At 40.2% G+C, this 22,150-nt stretch carries 11 protein-coding genes, 1 pseudogene and 1 CRISPR repeat array; of the genes and pseudogenes, 10 read left to right on the plus strand and 2 right to left on the minus strand.

From position 1 onward, the window contains the following. Positions 1–62: 62 nt before the first annotated feature. The 9 genes from cas9 to CHB62_RS10220 all read left to right on the plus strand — a co-directional run bounded on the left by cas9 (position 63) and on the right by CHB62_RS10220 (position 19,395). Complete coding sequence (gene cas9 / locus CHB62_RS10170; protein WP_089366753.1) at positions 63–4,547, plus strand: type II CRISPR RNA-guided endonuclease Cas9; 4,485 nt, start codon at positions 63–65, stop codon at positions 4,545–4,547. Between the two features lie 12 nt (positions 4,548–4,559). Continuing rightward, positions 4,560–5,492 (plus strand): type II CRISPR-associated endonuclease Cas1, encoded by a 933-nt coding sequence (gene cas1 / locus CHB62_RS10175; RefSeq protein ID WP_089366754.1) that lies wholly within the window; start codon positions 4,560–4,562, stop codon positions 5,490–5,492. Between the two features lie 6 nt (positions 5,493–5,498). After that, entirely contained in the window at positions 5,499–5,840 is a 342-nt protein-coding gene (cas2, locus tag CHB62_RS10180) for a CRISPR-associated endonuclease Cas2 (protein WP_089366755.1), read from the plus strand. Between the two features lie 481 nt (positions 5,841–6,321). Beyond that, positions 6,322–6,678 (plus strand): transposase, encoded by a 357-nt coding sequence (locus CHB62_RS15235; RefSeq protein ID WP_368073618.1) that lies wholly within the window; start codon positions 6,322–6,324, stop codon positions 6,676–6,678. A 232-nt stretch (positions 6,679–6,910) separates the two neighbouring features. Then, a CRISPR array of direct repeats spans positions 6,911–10,258; the repeat unit is 47 nt; unit sequence GTTGTTATTGATACCACAAAGGTAAGACTTTTCAAGCAAATCACAAC. A gap of 578 nt (positions 10,259–10,836) precedes the next feature. After that, on the plus strand, positions 10,837–11,424 hold the full coding sequence (locus CHB62_RS10200; protein WP_009013302.1) for a DUF417 family protein: 588 nt from the start codon (positions 10,837–10,839) through the stop codon (positions 11,422–11,424). Between the two features lie 1,177 nt (positions 11,425–12,601). Next, entirely contained in the window at positions 12,602–15,772 is a 3,171-nt protein-coding gene (locus CHB62_RS10205; RefSeq protein ID WP_176414865.1) for a coiled-coil domain-containing protein, read from the plus strand. 163 nt (positions 15,773–15,935) lie between these two features. After that, on the plus strand, positions 15,936–16,727 hold the full coding sequence (locus CHB62_RS10210; protein ID WP_089366765.1) for an acid phosphatase: 792 nt from the start codon (positions 15,936–15,938) through the stop codon (positions 16,725–16,727). A 148-nt stretch (positions 16,728–16,875) separates the two neighbouring features. Beyond that, positions 16,876–18,033, plus strand: a complete 1,158-nt coding sequence (locus CHB62_RS10215) for an OprO/OprP family phosphate-selective porin (protein ID WP_089366758.1) — start codon at positions 16,876–16,878, stop codon at positions 18,031–18,033. Positions 18,034–18,105: 72 nt separating this feature from the next. Further along, complete coding sequence (locus CHB62_RS10220) at positions 18,106–19,395, plus strand: histidine-type phosphatase (protein WP_089366759.1); 1,290 nt, start codon at positions 18,106–18,108, stop codon at positions 19,393–19,395. Positions 19,396–19,759: 364 nt separating this feature from the next. Here CHB62_RS10220 and CHB62_RS10225 read toward each other — a convergent pair whose 3' ends face one another. Together CHB62_RS10225 and CHB62_RS10230 are read right to left on the minus strand one after the other, a co-directional pair. Then, positions 19,760–20,197 (minus strand): hypothetical protein, encoded by a 438-nt coding sequence (locus tag CHB62_RS10225; RefSeq protein WP_089366766.1) that lies wholly within the window; start codon positions 20,195–20,197, stop codon positions 19,760–19,762. 48 nt (positions 20,198–20,245) lie between these two features. After that, positions 20,246–20,770, minus strand: a complete 525-nt coding sequence (locus tag CHB62_RS10230; protein ID WP_089366760.1) for a flavin reductase family protein — start codon at positions 20,768–20,770, stop codon at positions 20,246–20,248. A 1,167-nt stretch (positions 20,771–21,937) separates the two neighbouring features. On the opposite strand from CHB62_RS10230, the pseudogene CHB62_RS15240 reads away from it, so the two are divergent. Further along, positions 21,938–22,072: pseudogene (locus tag CHB62_RS15240) on the plus strand (transcriptional repressor); the annotation flags it as partial. Between the last annotated feature and the right edge of the window lie 78 nt (positions 22,073–22,150).

The following is a 22,150-nucleotide window of genomic DNA, read 5'->3' on the forward strand; positions in this document are numbered from 1 at the left end:
TTGAAAATCTACTGCAAATATATAAAGAATATAATTAAGAACCAAACAAAACAAGAAAAAAAATGAGAACAATTCTTGGATTAGACTTGGGAACCAATAGTATTGGTTGGGCTAAAGTCTGCATTAATGACGACGGAAACTACGTACGTGAGATTAAACTTGGTAGTCGAATCATCCCAATGAGTCAGGACACACTCAGTAACTTTGATAAAGGAGTAACCGACTCTCCAACAGCTGCGCGAACAGGATTCCGAGGTATAAGAAGGATTAGAGAGCGTGTACTACAAAGACGCGAACGCTTACACAGAGTACTACACGTCATGGGATTCTTACCTTCACACTATGAAAAGGCCATTGGATGGAATCGAGAGGAAGCTACAACGTATGGCAAGTTCCTTGATAATGGGGAACCTAAGTTAGCATGGGAGAGACAAGAGGATGGTTCTATGCGTTTCCTCTTTATGGATTCTTTCCATGAAATGATGGCTGATTTTGCAAAATGTCAACCAGGATTGGTTGCTGACGGGAGAAAGATTCCACTGGATTGGACACTCTATTACTTACGTAAGAAAGCACTTACACAAGCTATCAAAAAAGAAGAATTAGCTTGGATACTGCTCAATTTCAATCAGAAACGTGGATACTATCAGCTACGTGGAGAGGAAGAAGAAGAGGATCCAACTAAACGCGAGGAATATTATGAACTGAAAGTTGTTAGTGTTGAGGCTGCCGAAGAAGGAAAAGGAGGTAACACTTGGTATAATGTTACATTAGAGAACGGCTGGATATATCGTCGGCAAAGCAAGATAGAACTAAATGATTGGACTGGGAAAATCAGACAGTTTATAGTTACAACAGAATATGAAAAAGATGGTATTACTATCAAAAAGGACAAAAATGGAGAAGTAAAACGTTCCTTCCGAGCACCAAGTGAAGATGATTGGGGACTACGTAAGAAACGAACTGAAAGTCGCTTAGAGGATTCAGGCAAGACAGTTGGAGAATTTATCTACGATCATATACTTTCTGAACCTGCTGATAAAATCAGAGGTAATTTTATCCGTACCATTGAACGAAAGTTCTACAAGAAGGAACTGGAAGCTATTCTGCGTGAACAATCAAAACATCATAAGGAACTAAAGGACCTAAATACGCTTGTAAACTGTATCAAAGAGTTATATCCAAACAACAAGGCTCATCAAGATAGTTTGATGAAGAAGGATATGATATATCTTTTAATTACAGACCTGATTTTCTATCAAAGACCCTTAAAAAGCAAGAAGTCTCTGATAGCAGACTGCCCATACGAGTATTACGAATATGTTATTAAAGAAACTGGAGAAATTAAGCGACAAGGTATCAAATGTATTGCAAAGTCAAATCCATATTATCAGGAGTTCCGACTATGGCAATTCATAATCAATCTTCGCCTCTTTGACAGAACAAATGATAAAGAAATAACCTCTGAGTATTTGTCTTCTATGGAAGACTACACCAAACTGTTTATATATCTCAACGACAGAAAAGAAATTAATCAAGAAATTCTATTGAAAGATTTCTTCAAACAAAAGAAAGTCAAGATGGGTATGGAAAAAGAATTTCCTATCCGCTGGAACTATATTGAAGACAAAGAGAAGAAATATCCATGCAACGAGACACGTCACGAACTACTTGCTGCATTAGATAAAGCAGGTATAGATCATAGTTGGTTAGATGATAAAGAACGATTCTACCGACTCTGGCATCTTCTCTATTCTGTTGAGTCCAAGGAAGAAGCAGAAGGCGCTTTAAGAAAGTTGAATGATAATGAAGACTTTGTAAATGCTTTCTTAAAGATAAAGCCATTTAAGAAGGAATATGGTGCTTATTCGGAGAAAGCTATAAAGAAACTATTGGCTGTAATGCGTATAGGAACTCTGTGGAATGAGGATGACATTTGCGAACAAACAAGAAATAGAATTCAAAGCATCATAAATGGGGATATTGATGAGAAGATTAAAGAACGAATGGGTCGCACTTTCAGTCAATTATCCGATTTTCAGGGACTTCCTGAATGGTTAGCTTGCTATGTTGTATATGGACGACACTCTGAAACTACAGATATACAACGGTGGACAAAGCCAGAAAATCTAATGTCGTATATCAAAGGGTTCAAACAGCATTCCCTACGTAATCCTATCGTTGAGCAGTGTATCCTTGAAACTCTCAGAACAGTTCACGATATTTGGAAGGAAGCTGGACACATAGATGAGATTCATATAGAGCTGGGAAGGAGTATGAAGAGTACTGCCGACCAGCGTGCACGTATGTCTAAAAGTATTCTACAGAATGAGAATACCAACCTGCGCATTAAGAGTCTCTTAATGGAACTGAAGAATGCAAAAGAGTTTGAGAATGTACGCCCTTACTCACCTATGCAGCAGGAAATCCTACGAATATACGAGGAAGGTGCCTTACAGGAATTAACTAAAGAGGATGACCAATATCCTGAGATTTCTAAGATTTCGCAAATGGCACAACCTTCAGCAAAAGAACTACTTAAATATAGACTTTGGCTGGATCAGAAATACTGTTCCCCTTATACAGGTAAACCTATTTCTCTTTCAAAACTATTCACATCAGCTTACCAAATAGAACATATCATTCCACAAAGTCGATATTTTGATGATTCATTCTCAAATAAGGTCATCTGTGAAGCTGAGGTAAATCAGCTCAAGAGTAATATGTTAGGCTATGAATTCATCAAGAAACATAGTGGAGAGATTGTGCATTGTACGATGGTAGGCGATGTAAAGATACTTGATGCTAAGGAATATTATAACTTTGTAACAGAGCATTATGCCAACAACAGACGTAAGAAGGAAAACCTCTTATTAGAGGATATACCACAGGAATTCCTTAATCGTCAAATGAATGACAGTAGATATATCAGTAAAAAGGTGATGGCACTGCTGTCTAATATTGTACGAGAAGAAGGTGAACAAGAAGCCAAATCTAAGTTTGTTATCGCATGTTCAGGAGGCATAACAGACCGCCTAAAACATGATTGGGGACTGAATGATGTATGGAATAGCATCGTTTATCCTCGTTTTGAACGCCTTAACAAACTAACCAATACAGAGAACTTTGGACGTTGGGAGAATAAAGAAGGAAAAAAAGTATTCCAAACATCAGTACCTTTGGAACTACAAAGAGGTTTTAACAAGAAGCGTATAGACCATCGCCACCATGCTATGGATGCACTCGTCATAGCCTGTGCGTCAAATAACATTATCAACTACCTCAATAATGAATCTGCCAAGAGTCAAGAGAAGAGAGAAGACTTGAGAAAGAAGCTTTGTGATAAGAATCGTATTATTCGAAAACCTTGGGAGACCTTCACGCAAGATGTACGTACAGCTCTTGAGGATGTCGTAGTAAGCTTTAAGAATTATATCCGTGTCATCAACAAGGCTACAAACTATTACGAGAAGTATGATAAAAATGGCAAGAAAGGAATAGCAGAGCAGAAAGGGCAAGATATGTGGGCTATAAGAAAGCCTATGCATAAAGAGACTGTTTTTGGTCAAGTGAATCTACGTCGTAAAGTTACTGTTAAACTAAAGGATGCACTTGAGAAGATTCCTGCTATCTGCAACAAGGAACTACGTGACTACATCAACATATTAGTAGCGAAACAGTTCAATAAGAAACAAATACTTGCACATTTCAAAAGCATCAACTATCGTCTAAATATGAAATCTGTATACAAGGTTGACGTATGGCAGTTCAGTAACGAAAAGGAGCCTATGGTCGCTACACGCAAATCTGTAGACACATCATTTGATGCTAAGCGCATTGCTACCATTACCGATACTGGTATCCAAAAGATTCTTCGCAACTACCTCGAAACAAAAGACAATGATCCTAACATTGCCTTTACTCCAGAAGGAATAGCAGAAATGAACAAGCATATCACTGAATATAACAATGGTAAGCAACACCAACCTATTCTGAAAGTTAGAGTCTCAGAACCTAAGGGAGCTAAATACCAAGTAGGTGAAACGGGCAATAAAACGTCAAAGTTTGTTGAAGCTCAAAAAGGGACAAACCTTTACTTTGCCATCTACGAAGATAAAGAAGGTAATCGTTCATACAGTACCATCCCATTAAATGAAGTTATAGAACGGTTGAAACAAGGATTGTCTCCTGTTCCAGATACGAATGAAAAAGGTATACCATTGAAGTTTCATCTTTCTCCAAATGATTTAGTATATGTACCTAAAACAGACGAAGAAAATGAAATTAAAACAGGACAAATATATAAGTTTGTAGATTCTAGCGGAACAACAGCAAACTTTATCCCTCATAGAGTTTCTAACCTCATTTACAATGTAGATAAAAAGATTGCAGAAAACTTCTGTAATCATGAAGTAATCCAGAACGAATATGGAATAGGCAGTCCACAATCAAAGAATCAGAAATCAATCACTGGCAAAATGATTAAAGCTGTCTGTTGGAAACTTGAATTAGACCGGTTAGGAAACATACTTAAGATTATAAAGTAGAATTCATTGCCTATGATAAAGAAAACTCTATGCTTCAGCAATCCAATCTACTTAAGTTTACGAAATGCACAATTAGTTCTGCATCTACCAGAAGTAGAAAATAACAAAACATTGCCTGAGGCTATAAAAAAAGAAGCAGAGCGCACCATCCCGATAGAAGATATCGGGGTGGTGATCCTTGACAACAGGCGTATTACCATAACCTCTGGAGCTATGGAAACTTTGCTTGAAAACAACTGTGCAGTCATCACTTGTAACCAAAAGAGTATGCCTGTAGGATTACTCCTGCCACTATGTGGTAATACTACACAAAATGAACGCTTTCGCTCTCAGTTAGAAGCGTCTTTACCTTTACGGAAACAGCTTTGGCAACAGACAATAAAACAAAAAATCCTTAATCAAGAGTATGTGCTACGGACAAATACAGATAAGGAAACCAATTGTATGCGTGTATGGTCTAATGATGTACGTAGTGGAGACCCTGATAACCTTGAAGCAAGAGCTGCTGCTTATTATTGGAGAAACGTCTTTACAACATATCCGAACTTTGTAAGAGACAGAGAAGGAGTCCCTCCTAATAACCTCTTAAATTATGGTTATGCTATTCTTCGTGCCATAATAGCACGAGCATTAGTAGGAAGTGGTTTGCTGCCAACCTTAGGAATCCATCATCATAATAGGTATAACGCCTATTGTCTTGCTGATGATATTATGGAACCCTATCGCCCTTATGTTGATCAATTAGTGTTAGATATCATTCAATGCAACTTAGAAATATCTGATATCACACGAGATTTAAAAATGCAACTTCTCGGTATTCCAATGTTAGATGTAGTAATAAATGGTAAGCGCAGTCCTTTAATGATTGCAGCCCAACAAACTACAGCCTCACTTGCAAAATGTTTTGCAGGGGAATGTAAACGCATTAGTTACCCAGAAATGTAAACTTATATGTCAGGATTTGAGCGCTTCAGTGAGTACCGAATTATGTGGATTCTTGTATTCTTTGATCTACCAACGGAAACCAAGAAAGAGAAGAAAGCCTATACAGATTTCCGGAAATCCCTTATAAAGGATGGATTCACTATGTTTCAGTTTTCTATATATGTACGACATTGTGCAAGTATGGAGAATGCAGAAGTACACATGAGACGTGTTCGTGCATTATTACCTAAGATAGGAAAAGTAGGGATACTTTGCATCACTGACAAACAATTCGCCAACATTCAACTCTTCTATGGACAAAAGACACAAACTCCAAATGCTGCTGGACAACAATTAGAACTATTTTAAAACAGCCCAATATCATTAAAAAAGAAGAAAGGAAATAGATAATTCATAGTATCAAAACAATGAAATTAATTTTGATTACTTTTGCTGTCATTTTAACATTCGCTTCTAACTCATTGTAATCAAGGAATTTATTCATGGAGGAGAAATGACAAGAATGACAGCAAAATTGATTATATAAAAATTTGCATACTTATAGTGTGCTAAGAGACACACAGAAAAAAAATTATAAATCATAGCACCCTCATATTTACTCTACAAGGCTTTTCGTTGAAACATCATTTCTTTCCATTTGGAAAAATAATCTTAGCTTTGAAAGAATTGCTGATACAGATTACGAGATGACTACAGATTATGGAGTTGTACACGTAGAAAACATTCTCTTCCATAAGCATACAAAGGAAAAAAGATATCTACCATAAAACAAGAAAAATCACATATCAGAATAAGACCAAGAAAGGGAAAATCAGATTATATATCTCTGCTGACCAATGATTATCAGATGGCGGCAGAAGATATAATAGCTATCTATAAGAAACGATGGCTAATAGAGAACTTATTTAAGCAATTAAAACAGAATTTTCCTCTAAGATACTTCTATGGAGAGAGGGCGAATGCTATAAAAATACAAATATGGATTACACTTATAGCCAATCTGTTTATAACACTTGTGAAGAATAAAATAAAGAGACCCTGGAGCTTCTCAGGCTTGGCTACAATGATAAGAATTCTACTTATGAGTTATGTATCAATACAAAGTTTCTTTGAGCAGCAACATAGAGATTGGGAAAGATTGATTACCCAGGTAAAAGCCCCGCCAGAAGAGCTGTCATTGGTCTAGGGGGGGGTATTTGAAATTAGAACTAATCATGAGTATTTCAGCAGGGTTGGGAGAGAATATTGCAGCATATAGTGGTTTTATCGGACAGCAATATATTACAATACAGTCGCTTTAATCAATATACAATACAAAAAATCCCATTCAAAAGGAATGGGATTTTGAGTTGTGGATCAAAATTTATTTTTACAACAACTTTATATGTCGCTAACACACAATGCTTTACCACATATCAGTTGTTATTGATACCACAAAGGTAAGACTTTTCAAGCAAATCACAACGTATGGGGAGTGGTTATTCCCATCTACGCGTTGTTATTGATACCACAAAGGTAAGACTTTTCAAGCAAATCACAACATGTCTGGCCGTCCTCTGCCGAACGACATTGTTGTTATTGATACCACAAAGGTAAGACTTTTCAAGCAAATCACAACTTTCACAAAAAGAGTCCCACCGATAGCAGGGTTGTTATTGATACCACAAAGGTAAGACTTTTCAAGCAAATCACAACTTACATCTTCCTCGGTGGTGTTATCAGTCCGTTGTTATTGATACCACAAAGGTAAGACTTTTCAAGCAAATCACAACAATGAGGACAATACCGTTCAGACTACTCCTGTTGTTATTGATACCACAAAGGTAAGACTTTTCAAGCAAATCACAACAGTTTGTGCAAGAAAAAAGCGTATTATTTGTTGTTATTGATACCACAAAGGTAAGACTTTTCAAGCAAATCACAACAGAACCTTAATATTGAAAAAACGTAGTTCGTTGTTATTGATACCACAAAGGTAAGACTTTTCAAGCAAATCACAACTAATATTGTTACTACATTCCAGTCTGTTATGTTGTTATTGATACCACAAAGGTAAGACTTTTCAAGCAAATCACAACCCATAGCGATAGCACCTTAAAGCGTAGCGGGTTGTTATTGATACCACAAAGGTAAGACTTTTCAAGCAAATCACAACGGTTTTTGGATCTTCGACCCGAACTTTTTTGTTGTTATTGATACCACAAAGGTAAGACTTTTCAAGCAAATCACAACGTGTTTTTCAGGCATATAAATTCTTTATCTGTTGTTATTGATACCACAAAGGTAAGACTTTTCAAGCAAATCACAACAGCGATCTTAGTACATTCAATCGCTTCATGTTGTTATTGATACCACAAAGGTAAGACTTTTCAAGCAAATCACAACCTAAAAAACATTCCTTATTTGTTATATCTAGTTGTTATTGATACCACAAAGGTAAGACTTTTCAAGCAAATCACAACTCGCATGTGCATAAATGGTATTTACTGTAAGTTGTTATTGATACCACAAAGGTAAGACTTTTCAAGCAAATCACAACCAGCTCTCTGTGACTGCTGGTATACTTATAGTTGTTATTGATACCACAAAGGTAAGACTTTTCAAGCAAATCACAACATTTCCTTGCGAAGCATAACAAGGGGTATAGTTGTTATTGATACCACAAAGGTAAGACTTTTCAAGCAAATCACAACAGAGGTACTGGTCAAGCTCTCGGCTCTCGTGTTGTTATTGATACCACAAAGGTAAGACTTTTCAAGCAAATCACAACGCATGACAGCTATCTATGCAGATAGCAGCGTTGTTATTGATACCACAAAGGTAAGACTTTTCAAGCAAATCACAACCATGCTATTAAGTCACCCATTGCTAGGCTAGTTGTTATTGATACCACAAAGGTAAGACTTTTCAAGCAAATCACAACACAATCAGAGACATAATACAGGGAATTTAAGTTGTTATTGATACCACAAAGGTAAGACTTTTCAAGCAAATCACAACGCATACTCAGCCTGTATGTTTGATATTGCAGTTGTTATTGATACCACAAAGGTAAGACTTTTCAAGCAAATCACAACCGCTTTGTAACTCATCCTACTCTAAGATTTGTTGTTATTGATACCACAAAGGTAAGACTTTTCAAGCAAATCACAACAAAACATCTTTGGGTACAAAAAGAGAAAGTGTTGTTATTGATACCACAAAGGTAAGACTTTTCAAGCAAATCACAACCAATTAGTCAAGATACATTTAGGGGATTCTGTTGTTATTGATACCACAAAGGTAAGACTTTTCAAGCAAATCACAACTATGGATGATTTCCGTCAACTCGTCCGAAAGTTGTTATTGATACCACAAAGGTAAGACTTTTCAAGCAAATCACAACACTTGTGCATGGCCTGTATGAGCAAGATTAGTTGTTATTGATACCACAAAGGTAAGACTTTTCAAGCAAATCACAACATGGCTTGTATGAAGATGACTTCCATGCTAGTTGTTATTGATACCACAAAGGTAAGACTTTTCAAGCAAATCACAACAGTCTATGACTAAGGGTGAGAGTGTTGTAGTTGTTATTGATACCACAAAGGTAAGACTTTTCAAGCAAATCACAACTAATACTGGTGGCGCTCCCTCTGTTAATTGTTGTTATTGATACCACAAAGGTAAGACTTTTCAAGCAAATCACAACTTGCCAAGATTGGCGGATTGATAATTGACGGTTGTTATTGATACCACAAAGGTAAGACTTTTCAAGCAAATCACAACTAAGTCAAAGTAACAAATAAAGAGTAACGAGTTGTTATTGATACCACAAAGGTAAGACTTTTCAAGCAAATCACAACTACTTTTGCTTGACATGAAAACAATAGATTGTTGTTATTGATACCACAAAGGTAAGACTTTTCAAGCAAATCACAACTCACGAGAAGAAACACTACCATCTGTTAAGGTTGTTATTGATACCACAAAGGTAAGACTTTTCAAGCAAATCACAACTCGATAGAAGTGAGAGTTTTAAGAGTAGAGGTTGTTATTGATACCACAAAGGTAAGACTTTTCAAGCAAATCACAACTATCGCAAAGTAGTTTCACGCTGTTTTGCAGTTGTTATTGATACCACAAAGGTAAGACTTTTCAAGCAAATCACAACAAGCATTCGCTACTGATGCTTCTGTACGTGTTGTTATTGATACCACAAAGGTAAGACTTTTCAAGCAAATCACAACAAGGGTCTTCTTCGCAAGTGCATCCTTCAAGTTGTTATTGATACCACAAAGGTAAGACTTTTCAAGCAAATCACAACATTCTGAAAGAAGATTAGATAAACAACCAGGTTGTTATTGATACCACAAAGGTAAGACTTTTCAAGCAAATCACAACACTCTGGTGCTAAAGTAGCTGCTAATAGTGTTGTTATTGATACCACAAAGGTAAGACTTTTCAAGCAAATCACAACCTGCTGACGCTCAAGATGACTTCATGAGTGTTGTTATTGATACCACAAAGGTAAGACTTTTCAAGCAAATCACAACAACGGCACAGGTCAAGCACTTGGTTCTCGTGTTGTTATTGATACCACAAAGGTAAGACTTTTCAAGCAAATCACAACAAATTCCTGTTCTGTTTGAGTATCACCGCAGTTGTTATTGATACCACAAAGGTAAGACTTTTCAAGCAAATCACAACTCTTCGTCGTCGTCAGCTAACTGTTGTCCCGTTGTTATTGATACCACAAAGGTAAAACTTTTCAAGCAAATCACAACTTATCATTTATTATACTTTCTCGTCACAATGGGGATTGCTATTAATACCACAAAAATGGTATTTTTCGATAAAAAGGACTATTTATAATAGTTTTTGTAATAATTACAAGGGATATTCTTTGCCGTTTACGGGGAATTATATATCTTTGCCGACGATTTCAAAATGAGGAGTGGAAGACTACTGTTAACGAAGTTCTAAAGACAAAAGGACAAGGGGATTAATGGATAACATTCTGAGTGAGAAAACGAGTTCATTATTAGGGTAATAGTGAGCCTATCATAGGGTAAGACCATATCCAGGATGGAAGAAATTTAAAATCATCGTAGAGTAAAACCTGCTCACAGTAATTAGAAAGCCTAATTAGAGTGATCAAAAGGCCTACTCATAATAGATGGGGAGTCTAATTAGAGTAAGTGAAGGGCCTACTTATCGTAAAAAAGAGGCTTAATTAGGGTAAGTGGAAGGCTTAAACATAGCAGATGGGAAATAAAAAAATAGTGGACAAAAAGCTAAGAACTGGCAGAGAGAAATATAAAAGAGTGTTTATTAAATTCATGATATAAATCAGTAACAGATTATGAGTAAAGTTAATTTATTATTAGACTTCGTTCTAAATACCGCAGCATCGCTGAAAGGTACAGGTATTCATTTAATACGTATAGCAATCTTCATCATCTTTGTATGGATTGGTGGGTTGAAGTTTTGGAACTATGAGGCAGAGGGTATTGTGCCATTCGTGGCAAACAGTCCGTTTATGAGCTTCTTCTACACAAAGAAGGCACCAGAGTATAAGGACTACAAGCTCAAAGAAGGCGAGTTTGACAAGGTCAAACACGACTGGCATGAAGCCAACAACACCTACACCTTCTCTCATGGTTTAGGTATTGCCATTATGTCATTTGGCATTTTGACCTTATTAGGTATCTGGTTTCCAAAGATTGGTTTCGTTGGTTCAGGACTTGTCATTCTCATGACGTTTGGCACGTTGTCCTTCCTTGTCACGACTCCCGAAGTATGGGTACCCGACTTAGGAAGTGGCGAGCACGGGTTCCCGTTACTTACAGGTGCGGGTCGTCTGGTCATCAAGGATGTATGTATTCTGGCCGGAGCGGTCGTTGTCTTGGCCGATTGTGCACAACGGATTCTTAAAAAGAACAAGAGATAAAACGATTAAAACGACGAGGGGGATGTGGCGACACATCCCCTTTTTTCGTCTCTCTCGTTAAACACGTCGGCTACTGTTCAGTAACTTTTATCGCAGAAAAAACATTACACATTATATCGTCTTACCATGATATACACTATTAATGTATCCGTCTTTCTCCCTTCCCCGACCTACGCATATAACAGAAAGAACGTTTCCCCTGCCCATAAACTGAATATTTACACCACGACAAGAGGGTCAGTCTTTCGCAAGATGGTCCTAAAATAATCCTTTCGTAACCCCCTTTCTCTATCATACGGAGCCTCAACATCATGTGTACAAATCCTCTACACAACATTTGAAAGCGGTAAAAAACACTCACAGATAAGCCTTTCAAGGGTCCATCCAACCATTCGAATAATGTTTCAAGCATCCCATTACACATCTCGGAGAACACCAATAAAACCATGAAAAAACGTTACATAACACCGAGTTAAACACCCTCTACGCAAGGGTATAACCTCCCCTATCACCGATATCATAACCTACAAGTAATCAACACATTACAGACAGCATTCGAGAAGATGCCCTTCTTGCCTCAAGAAGGGCCTTCTCTGCATGCAAGAAGGGCATGTTCTCGAACGTAGAAGGGCCTCTTCTGCCACCTTAAAGAGCATGTACTATGAATAAGAGGGGCGAAAAATGTTGACAAGGGGAGAAGGTGGATGTGGGGACCTCCCCCAACCCCTCCGAAGGAGGGGAGCCCAACCCTGCCATGAGAAAGTACACGATATTTGTTTTTGTGGGTATGAAATATGCTGTTACTTACAAGCTGCTTTAAGACTCAATACTAAACAACTTGTATCCACATAACCTTTTTATCAACACCTAACATTAAACACCTAACACCTACGAAAGCTCTTCATCAACACCTAACATTAAACATTTAACACCCACAAAAGCACTTCATCAACACCTAACATTAAACATTTAACACCCACAAAAGCACTTCATCAACACCTAACATTAAACACCTAACACCCAACACATCAACATCTAACACCCACCCCATCATCACCTACCATCCAAGAAAACATCCAATAACACTCTCTCAGACGCCACTTTTCTTCAAACAATATATGATAACAGCATCTATTCTCAGAGTAATTCGCTATCTTTGCAGACAAAGTTGAATCCAATGACTACGGAATACAATATACAGGCAAAGGTGCATCTTCTTGTCAGTTGGCTCTGTTTGATACTACTATTCGTTATCACAGGCTGCAAGGAGACAGCCCCTTCACGGTCGTTATCAGAGCGGGAGTTCCACTATGCCGACCGTTTGTCTGCATTGTCTATAGACAAGACTGGCTATTGGATTGGCGGAGAGACGGGTGTTATATGGCATATCAATGGAGACGAAAGGAAACGTTATTACACAGGGCTCGACCGCATCTATGACGTAGCACGCGACCCTTCGCATCCTAATCAGATTTGGATTGCATCACGTAATGCCGGTCTGCAGTTATGGAATATAGCAACCGACACACTCCTCCATCAGCTTGCCTACGACATTCCTGGCAAGGGTAGCCGTTATTCTCCCTACGATATAACGATAACAGCCAAGCACCTCTATGTCGCTACGTCACAAGGTCTTTTCTCCATGCCTATCAGTCAGCCGCAGCAAGGACTGACCCTACTCTATCCTATCAAAGCGGCGTCAGCAACCCAGTGTTGCGAACCCTTCTTGGTCAACAATCTCTGCCCCATTGATGACAAGTGGCTCTTTGCTGCCACACAGGCCGGAGTAATAAGCATAAACCTACACACGCAGAAGACAGAACTACGTCATAAAGGTGAGAATATACGCAAGGTAGCCTTCTATGACGGTCACCTCTGTATTCTTTCTGACAATCAACTAACGATAGAAAACATCAACGGAGCTGACAGCAAGCACTTTCCACTGCCCCAGTCGGTGCTATCCTTTTATAAAGCAGGCTCGACCTACTATTTCATTACATCATCGAGAATACTCTTATCCGACAATTTAGAGCGTTTTGTCAGTATTCCTCTCCGCAATAATGTACCCGACAATCCACATCGGATAGCCATTGCCGACGATGGAAACGGCTTCTCCATCCTCCTTACAAAGAACGCTCTATGGCGCATCCCTCACCATCTTGGCATCTTCAACGCCAACCCTCCAGTTGTTGCAGCATGTAGGATGGGTAATGACCTCATCTATGTAAACAACCAACACGAGCTGTTTCGCCAGAAAGCCGACGAACTCATAGCCAAGAAGGTATATGACTTTGAAGACGACGAGTTGCCAAAAGAGATGTTTGCCGATGGCGAAGACATCTATTACTATACGGCTAATAATCAGGTGTTCAGGCTCAACATTGGCGAACAATACCTTATCAACCAGCTCTTCAAGCGTCCACAACTACTGACACAACCAAGGACACGTATCACCTCGATGGCCCTTCTATCCCATGAAAACAAACTACTACTCGGTGTGCAAGACTATCTGCTGTCAGTAGACTGCCGTAATGGGAAGACAGACACGGTGAAGTCGATGAATAACAGGTATATTACAGCCTTCCATCAAAGCCAAGAAAGTGGCAAGATATACATCTCGACCCTTAATCATGGTGTGTTTGTCAGCAAGGGAAAGCAGGTGGAACGCATCGCAGGAACCGAGCACATGGTGTTTGTCAATAGTCTCTGCACCTACAATTCGCCACGCCCTCGCCTACTCCTCCTCACCAATCACTATCTTCAAATACAAGGAGCTGACTCCATTCGGACCGATGGAAGCAATCAAATCTTTTGTATCAATGACAGTATTGTCTATACGATACCAGAGATGGGGATACATAAATACAAGATAAAAAACAACCGACTCTACGATTGTGGTAGTTTCTTTGATGACATACACTTCAATGCTCAGGCCGCTTTCAGCCTTAACAACACGCTCTACATTGGTTCTGACCTTGGCGTGATACTGTTGACTCCAGGCAAAGAGGAGGCTGCCAAGTGGGTTACCTTTGATAATAAAGCCCCCAGCCTACAACTTATTGGTATCATCCTCTTCACGATGATGAGCATAATAGGTATCATTCTCTTCAGCTATCGTAGGCACAAGACACTGACTTACAGGCAACTCCAGCTAAGCAAGGACGACCTTCGCCATCGCTTAGAAGCGTTGGCAGGCCTAAAAGACAGACTGACAGAGAACGAACAAAACACACTTGAAGCTATTAGCAATGAGATAGAAACGATTAATATCAGTTCTCAAAGTCTGCGAGCTAACAATGAGCTGTTCGCCAACCTGTCGGCCCGCATTGCCCGACTAAACCGTGACACAGCCTTCCAGATGGTGAAGTTTCTTAACGAACAGATCGACCGCATCCAACAATACGAGGTGTATGAATGTAGCCAGATGATACACGACTCGGAAGAAGCACGTAGCACAGATAACATCGAAATCATCATCGAACAATGCAAGAAGAACGAGGTGTGGCTCAATCATATACAAGAGATTAAGGAGCGACTCGATAAGTTCTATCGGTCGACCGAAGGCACGCTCGTCCTCAGCGGACTGAACGATGGCATGAGAGAAAGGCTGCAACATATACAAGAAGCAACCAAACAACTGACGATAGCCGAGGTCTATTCAGACTTTATCGTGGTCAAGGAACAATACGAAAACATCTTTACTCCGAAGGGGTTAAAGGTTATTTGCGATTATATCTCAGCCAGTATCGTGCAATTGCAACGGCTGAAAGGCTACGAAGAGATGGCAGAAAGCCTATTAAACGAACTGCAAACAATAGAGAAAGATATCGACAATCGTGACCGTATCGTACTATTGCGTCTGTTGCAAACTATCGACAATCGCATCACACAAATCAAGTACTTAAATACGCTCCAACAGCTGATAGAAGAATATACCACCATACACGACAATATAAAAAAGGAGAATGAAGAGCGGAGAATGAAGAAGTTTCATTCAAAACTCTTTGCTGACATCGACTCTGCTACACGTGATGTCACAGACCAGATAGCGCAAATATCAGAGCAATTCTTCATTAGCTTTGCCACAACAGACAAAGAAGTGTGCCAAGAGATATTCCACTTTACGAGCGTAAACAGCCAGCAAGTGCGTGTACTCATCCTGCTGCTTGCCATGCCAAGAGTGAAGCGTACACTCCTGCCAGGGATGTTAGGTATCTATGGAAACCTAAACCCTGTTGTCAGTCGACTCTATCATAGTAAGATAGGAGATAACAAGACGCTACTCGACGACTATTGTAAGCGTAATACAAGTAGTATCGTCAATTATATTACAAAGCTATCAGAATAATCATAACAACTGATAACCAGCATATTAAGAATAGTTGCATCCATTTATTTTAGGCAAATAATAGGATGCAACTATTTTTATTTAGCCTTTTCATATACCTTTGCAACAACAGAAACAAATTGTCTTTTAATTAATTCAAAATTATAAATTCAAATCTATTATGATGACAAAGAAAACCTTAGTCGTTGGTCTGCTGGCAATGTTCTCAGTGACCACTTTCGCACAGACAACTACAAAGAAGATTAAAGACGTTCGTACACAGCCCGACCTCTACTACCTTCAGGACGGACAACAGGCAAGTTCTCTCGAACTGCTCCCTGCTCCTCCGCAGCCAGGTAGCATCCAGTTCCTTTACGATCAGGCTCAATATCAGTGGGGAAAGATGCAGCGCGACACTCCACGTGGCGACCAAGCAGCAGCTGACGCACGTGTAGGTGGCGACGGAGTACCTAATGCCTTCTCTGAAGCCTTCGGTATTAAGATTAGCAAAGAGACAACTCCAGAGATCTACAAGCTCGTCTTGAATATGCGTGAGGACGCTGGCGACTTGGCTACACGCAGTGCTAAAGACCACTACATGCGTGTTCGTCCATTCGCTTTCTACAAAGAGATGACTTGCAACCCAGAGCAACAACAGGAGCTGTCAACCAATGGTTCTTATCCATCTGGCCATACGGCTATCGGTTGGGCAACTGCTCTTGTACTCTCAGAGATTAATGTCGACCGTCAAAATGAGATACTTGAACGTGGCTACCAGATGGGCCAGAGCCGTGTTATCTGCGGTTATCACTGGCAGAGCGACGTAGATGCAGCACGCATTGTCAGTGCAGCTGTCGTAGCACGTCTCCATGCTGACCCTGCTTTCCAAGAGCAGTTAGCTAAGGCGAAGAAGGAGTTTGCGAAGCTAAAGAAGGAGGGTAAGATTGCAAAGAGCACCTTTAAGGCTGCCAACTAAGTCGTAAAAAAAAGCGAGAAAGGAGTTAACTTCGTCTGAAGATATCAACTATCTGTCAGAGACTTAACTCCTTTCTCTCCCTCAACCTATCACTCTCTTTAGAGTAGAAAACCTAATTTTATAGAATATAGACAACATAAATACATCTATGAAAAGAATTATCCTTATGGCAGCCTGTGGCTTAATGGCCTGTACAGGTGCCTTTGCTCAAGACGAAGAGCCAAAGTTAGTAGTTAAACCCTCAGGTCGTATCCTCATGGATGCAGGCGTTATGCACTCAACAGACGAGACACTTAACGACCAACTTAACGATGGTGTTGCCATCCCAGACGTACGTATGGGAGTCAGCGCAACCTACGGTAAATGGAAAGCTAAGGTCGATGTCGGTTATGCTCGACAAAGTCTTTCTCTCAAGGACATCAGCCTCGACTACAATTTCGACAAAGAGAACCTTATTCGTATGGGCTACTTTGTACATCAGTATGGCCTCCAGAGCGGTACATCCTCAAGCTTTAAGGTTTCGATGGAGGAGCCTTTAGCCAACCAAGCCTTCTTCAATAGCCGTTTGATAGGTGCTATGTACGTGCATGCTGGCGATAAGTTCCACGCTACAGCATCAGTGTTTGCTGAGAACGACGCAATGAAGATGACCACTGATAAGCTCGGTAACGAGGCATGGGGTGCGATGACACGATTGGTATGGCGCCCATTGACTGAGCGTGGTAAGATTTTCCATATCGGTATCAGTGGTGCTTACGAGTCACCGCGTTACAACAAGACTGCTGCTCTCAGCCATAAGTCATACACCTTAAGAGCTCCTTTCCCAACACGTATAGCCAACGTCGCAGCTCAAGAGGCTACCATCTCTGACGCTAAAGCACTATGGAAATTCTCTCCAGAAATGAACCTTGCGGTTGGTAACTTTGGTCTTGAAGCTCAGTACTTCTACGTAGGTATCAAGCGTGACAACGCCATGCCAAACTACAGTGCATGGGGTGCTTATAGTAATGTACGCTACTTGCTCAAGGGTCAAGGTTATACTTATACCAAGGCAGATGCGGGTATTGCCACCCCAGACCCAGGTTCTATGGAGCTTGTTGCGGCCTATAACTACTCAACCTTAACGGACAAGGACGCCAATATCTACGGTGGTAAGGTTAACGATTGGTCGTTGACTTTCAACTATTACCTCAATAAGTACATGATTTGGCGAGTACGTGGTTCTATCACACGGGCCACTGACAACGCTGCATTCAACAATAATACGTTCTCTATCTTAGAGACTCGTCTGCAGATAAAGTTCTAAAACTCCGATAATTCACAACCTATTGTCGCACACTATGGGTTGTGAATTATGACTTAATAAAGTATTACTACAATGAGAAAAATCAATTCTTTCGTCCTCCTTCTGATACTGGCTCTACTCTGCCCAGTATTGGCTCAGGCACAGCTTCAGCGTTCTGACGCTTTCAAAGCGAAATATAAACTAAAAGAGGTTGTCATCCTCTCTCGTCATAACATCCGTTCACCGCTTTCAACCAATGGTTCTGCACTGAGCAAGATGACGCCACACGAGTGGACTAACTGGTCATCGGCTGCCAGCGAGTTAACGCTCAGAGGTGGTGTGTTAGAGACTGAGATGGGACAGTTCTTCCGCAAGTGGACCATCGAGACAGGGCTGTTCAAGGACAATTATGTACCTTCTATTGATGAGGTAAACGTGTATGCTAACTCCATGCAACGCTGTATCGCTACGGCACAATATTTCTCAAGTGGGTTCATGCCAGTGGCTGGCTTACGTGTAAACCACCGTTATGTACCTTCAAAGATGGACCCAATCTTCTTCCCACGCCTTACTAAGAGTACACCTGCCTTCCGCTCTGAAGCCATGAAGCAAATCAACGCCATGGGTGGAAAAGAAGGTCTTGTTGGTATCAACAAGGGATTGAAAGACAGCTACGACCTCATTGCCAAGGTCTTAGACATGAAGCAAAGCGAGTATTATAAGAAAGGAGAAGTAAAGGACTTCACCACCAACGACACCCAAATCACGCTCGAACTTAATCAGGAACCAGGCATGAAAGGTTCGTTGAAGAATGCTAACTCGGCCTCTGATGCGTTTATCCTTCAGTATTACGAGGAGCCTGATGGCATGAAGGCAGCCTTTGGTCATAAGCTCACAACGGACGATTGGACTAAAATAGCTAAGGTGAAGGATGTCTATGGAGACGTTCTTTTCACAGCACCTATCGTAGCTGTCAACGTTGCTCACCCTCTTCTACAGTATATGTACGATGAGTTAAACGACAAAGACCGTAAGTTTACCTTCCTCTGTGGCCACGACTCAAATATTGCCAGCGTCGATGCTGCCCTTGGAGTAGAGGAGTATTCACTCCCAAACTCTATCGAGAAGAAGACACCTATCGGTTCAAAGCTTGTTATAGAGAAGTGGGTTGATGCTACAGGAAAGACTTTTATAGCCGTAAACCTCGTTTATCAGAGTACTGACCAGCTCAAGCAGATGTCTTTACTCGACCTCCAACACGCTCCACAGATTTTCTCTTTGAAGCTGAAGGGCCTCAATCAAAATACTGACGGACTATATACTTTCGAGGATGTCAACGCTCGCTTCCTCCAAGCTATCCGTGCATACGATGATATTAAGTAAATAAGTAGTGGACAAGTAGACGAATTCTGGAGTTAACAAGTAGACGAGTTACTTGTGATGTAACCCATCACTCGTTCCTCTGTTATTATGTCTTTCATGTAAGTTGACAAGTTAACACGTTACAAGTAAACGAGTTAATTGTTCTGTTACCACCCCCTTCCGTTCCTATGTTACTATGTCTCTCTTACAAGCAGCTCGTTAACTCGTCTACTCGTCCACCTTGTCTACTTACTCTGTTACCCTGTCTCTCTTACAAGCAGCTCGTTCGCTTGTCTGCTCGTTACTATAAAAACGTTCCTCTGTTACCCTGTCTCTCTTACAAACAGCTCGTTAACTCGTCTACTCGTCCACCTTGTTTACCTGTCTACTCTCGCCAACCATACTTATACATCGTATATCCGTCTGTTCCTTTCCCATCCCCTATATATCTGAAAGAAGAAGGGAAGGCACCCTTGACAATAAGCTCTGTAGCATACTCATAACCAAAGGTATCAGCATCAACAGCTATCATATGCCAAGGATAATACACATGGTTCTTGTCCTTTGCATAATTCTCACTCTCCTTGTCGATTGTCTTATTCACATAAAAAGTGCTGATATCCACATCTTTCATAGGCTCAACATATCTGACAAGGACAGCCGAGTCACCTAAAGCAGCATAGATTTTATCATTATGCCGCCAATAGAAACCAATCCGTTCGTTCTCTTTCAATTGCCTCCAATGCCCACGTTCCTTATAATCACCGTAGGGTTTACAGGCCACAAGGAGCAATAAAGTAACAAAAATAAACACGTGTCTCATATCCATATAGACTTTATCAGAGTAGGACAAACAGCTGATTGACAGCGATTACTTCAGATACTCATCATCACGAACAAGCACCTTCTCTATCTTACCAACATACATCGTGTGAAGATTTCCTTCTGGATAAGCCTGCTCGAAAATGTCTTTATCAACAAAGCCACTCTCTTTTAAGTCGGCAACATACTCTTTCTTACAGATAAGAACCATCTTTGCTTCCTTAAAATAAACACTATTATCGGCAAAAACCTTTGTCAGTCCTGCTTTCTCTATCTTGTCTTCATCACGTCCAGAGACCGTACCGAGATAAGCCATCTGCTTCTTGAAAGATGCGTCCATGACACAGAGTGTGAAGTAGTCTTCCCTGTCTACGAATGTCTTTGTATATCTACTGGCACGGATATAGGTCACTGCTGTTGGGTCGTTATGGCCCCACATACAGCCAAGGTGTCCCCAACTGATTGTCATAGTGTTACATCCATCCTGCTCATTACCCGCTGTGACTAACATCCACTCCCTACCTAAAAGGTCGAATGGATTGAACTTTAAGTCCTTATAACTTACTTCCTTCATCCTTATAAATTATTTATTATACCAATAAAAACTTTTACCACATACAAAAGTAAGACTTTTATATGGTTAAACAAAGTACTCTGAGAAAAATTTTGGGACAGGGGAACAGGACAAGGGAACAGACTGCTTGCAAGAAAGACAGAGTAACATAGGAACATTTTTATAGTAACAAGCAGATTAGCGGACAGGCTGCTTATCGAGAAGACAGGGTAACATAGGAACATTTGTATAGTAACGAGTAGACGAGAGAACTGGCTGCTTATCGAGAAGACAGGGTAACATAGGAACATTTTTATAGTAACAAGCAGACGAGGGAACTGGCTGCTTATCGAGAAGACAGGGTAACAAAGGAACGTTTTTATAGTAACGAGTAGACGAGAGAACTGGCTGCTTATCGAGAAGACAGGGTAACATAGGAACATTTTTATAGTAACAAGCAGATTAGCGGACAGGCTGCTTATCGAGAAGACAGGGTAACAAAAGAACGTTTTTATAGTAACAAGTAGACGAGAGAACTGGCTGCTTATCGAGAAGACAGGGTAACAAAGGAACGTTTTTATAGTAACAAATCGACAAGTCGATAAACTAATAGTTTTGTTACTGGTCTCTTTCCGTTCCTATGTTACTATGTCTTTCATGCAAGCAGACTGTTCACTCGTCTATTCCCCGAGTCGCTTACCCCTTAACTTGTTACTGATAAAAAAAACATGTTACTATAAAAAAGTTCCTATGTTACTATGTCTTTCCTGCAAGCAGCCTGTTCACACGTCTTTTCGTTACTATAAAAACGATCCTTTGTTACCCTGTCTTTCTTACAAGCAGCTTGTTCACACGTCTTTTCGTTACTATAAAAACGTTCCTTTGTTACTATGTCTTTCCTGCAAGCAGCCTGTTCACACGTCTTTTCGTTACTATAAAAACGTTCCTTTGTTACTATGTCTTTCTTACAAGCAGCCTGTTCCCTTGTCTCGCATCGGCAGGTTCACCAGTCCACTCAACCCACTTATCCACATAAACTTCTGTAGTTTTTCCAATATAATATTTGTCAGTTTATTGCAAAATGTGTACCTTTGCAATCACACTAAAGTGGTCACCCATATAAAATCGGGTGATTTGTTATGAAAAGAGAGTAGAGATTTAAGTATAAATAGATAAAAGATAGACACAGTGGATTCAGTTTATAACAAATTAAAAGAGTTAGGTATTCGTCCGTCTGTTCAGCGTGTAGCAATCATGAACTATCTCGCTACACATCATACTCACCCTACTGTTGAGGAAGTCTTCCTGCAAGTTCCAAAACGAAGTGCAATAAAAGAGTGTCCCTCTCCGAGAGATGCAGACGTTCTCGACGCGTAGCGAGAGGTTGTCTGCATCTCTCGG

Origin of the sequence: Prevotella jejuni (assembly GCF_900187995.1) — a bacterium.
Classification (GTDB): domain Bacteria; phylum Bacteroidota; class Bacteroidia; order Bacteroidales; family Bacteroidaceae; genus Prevotella; species Prevotella jejuni.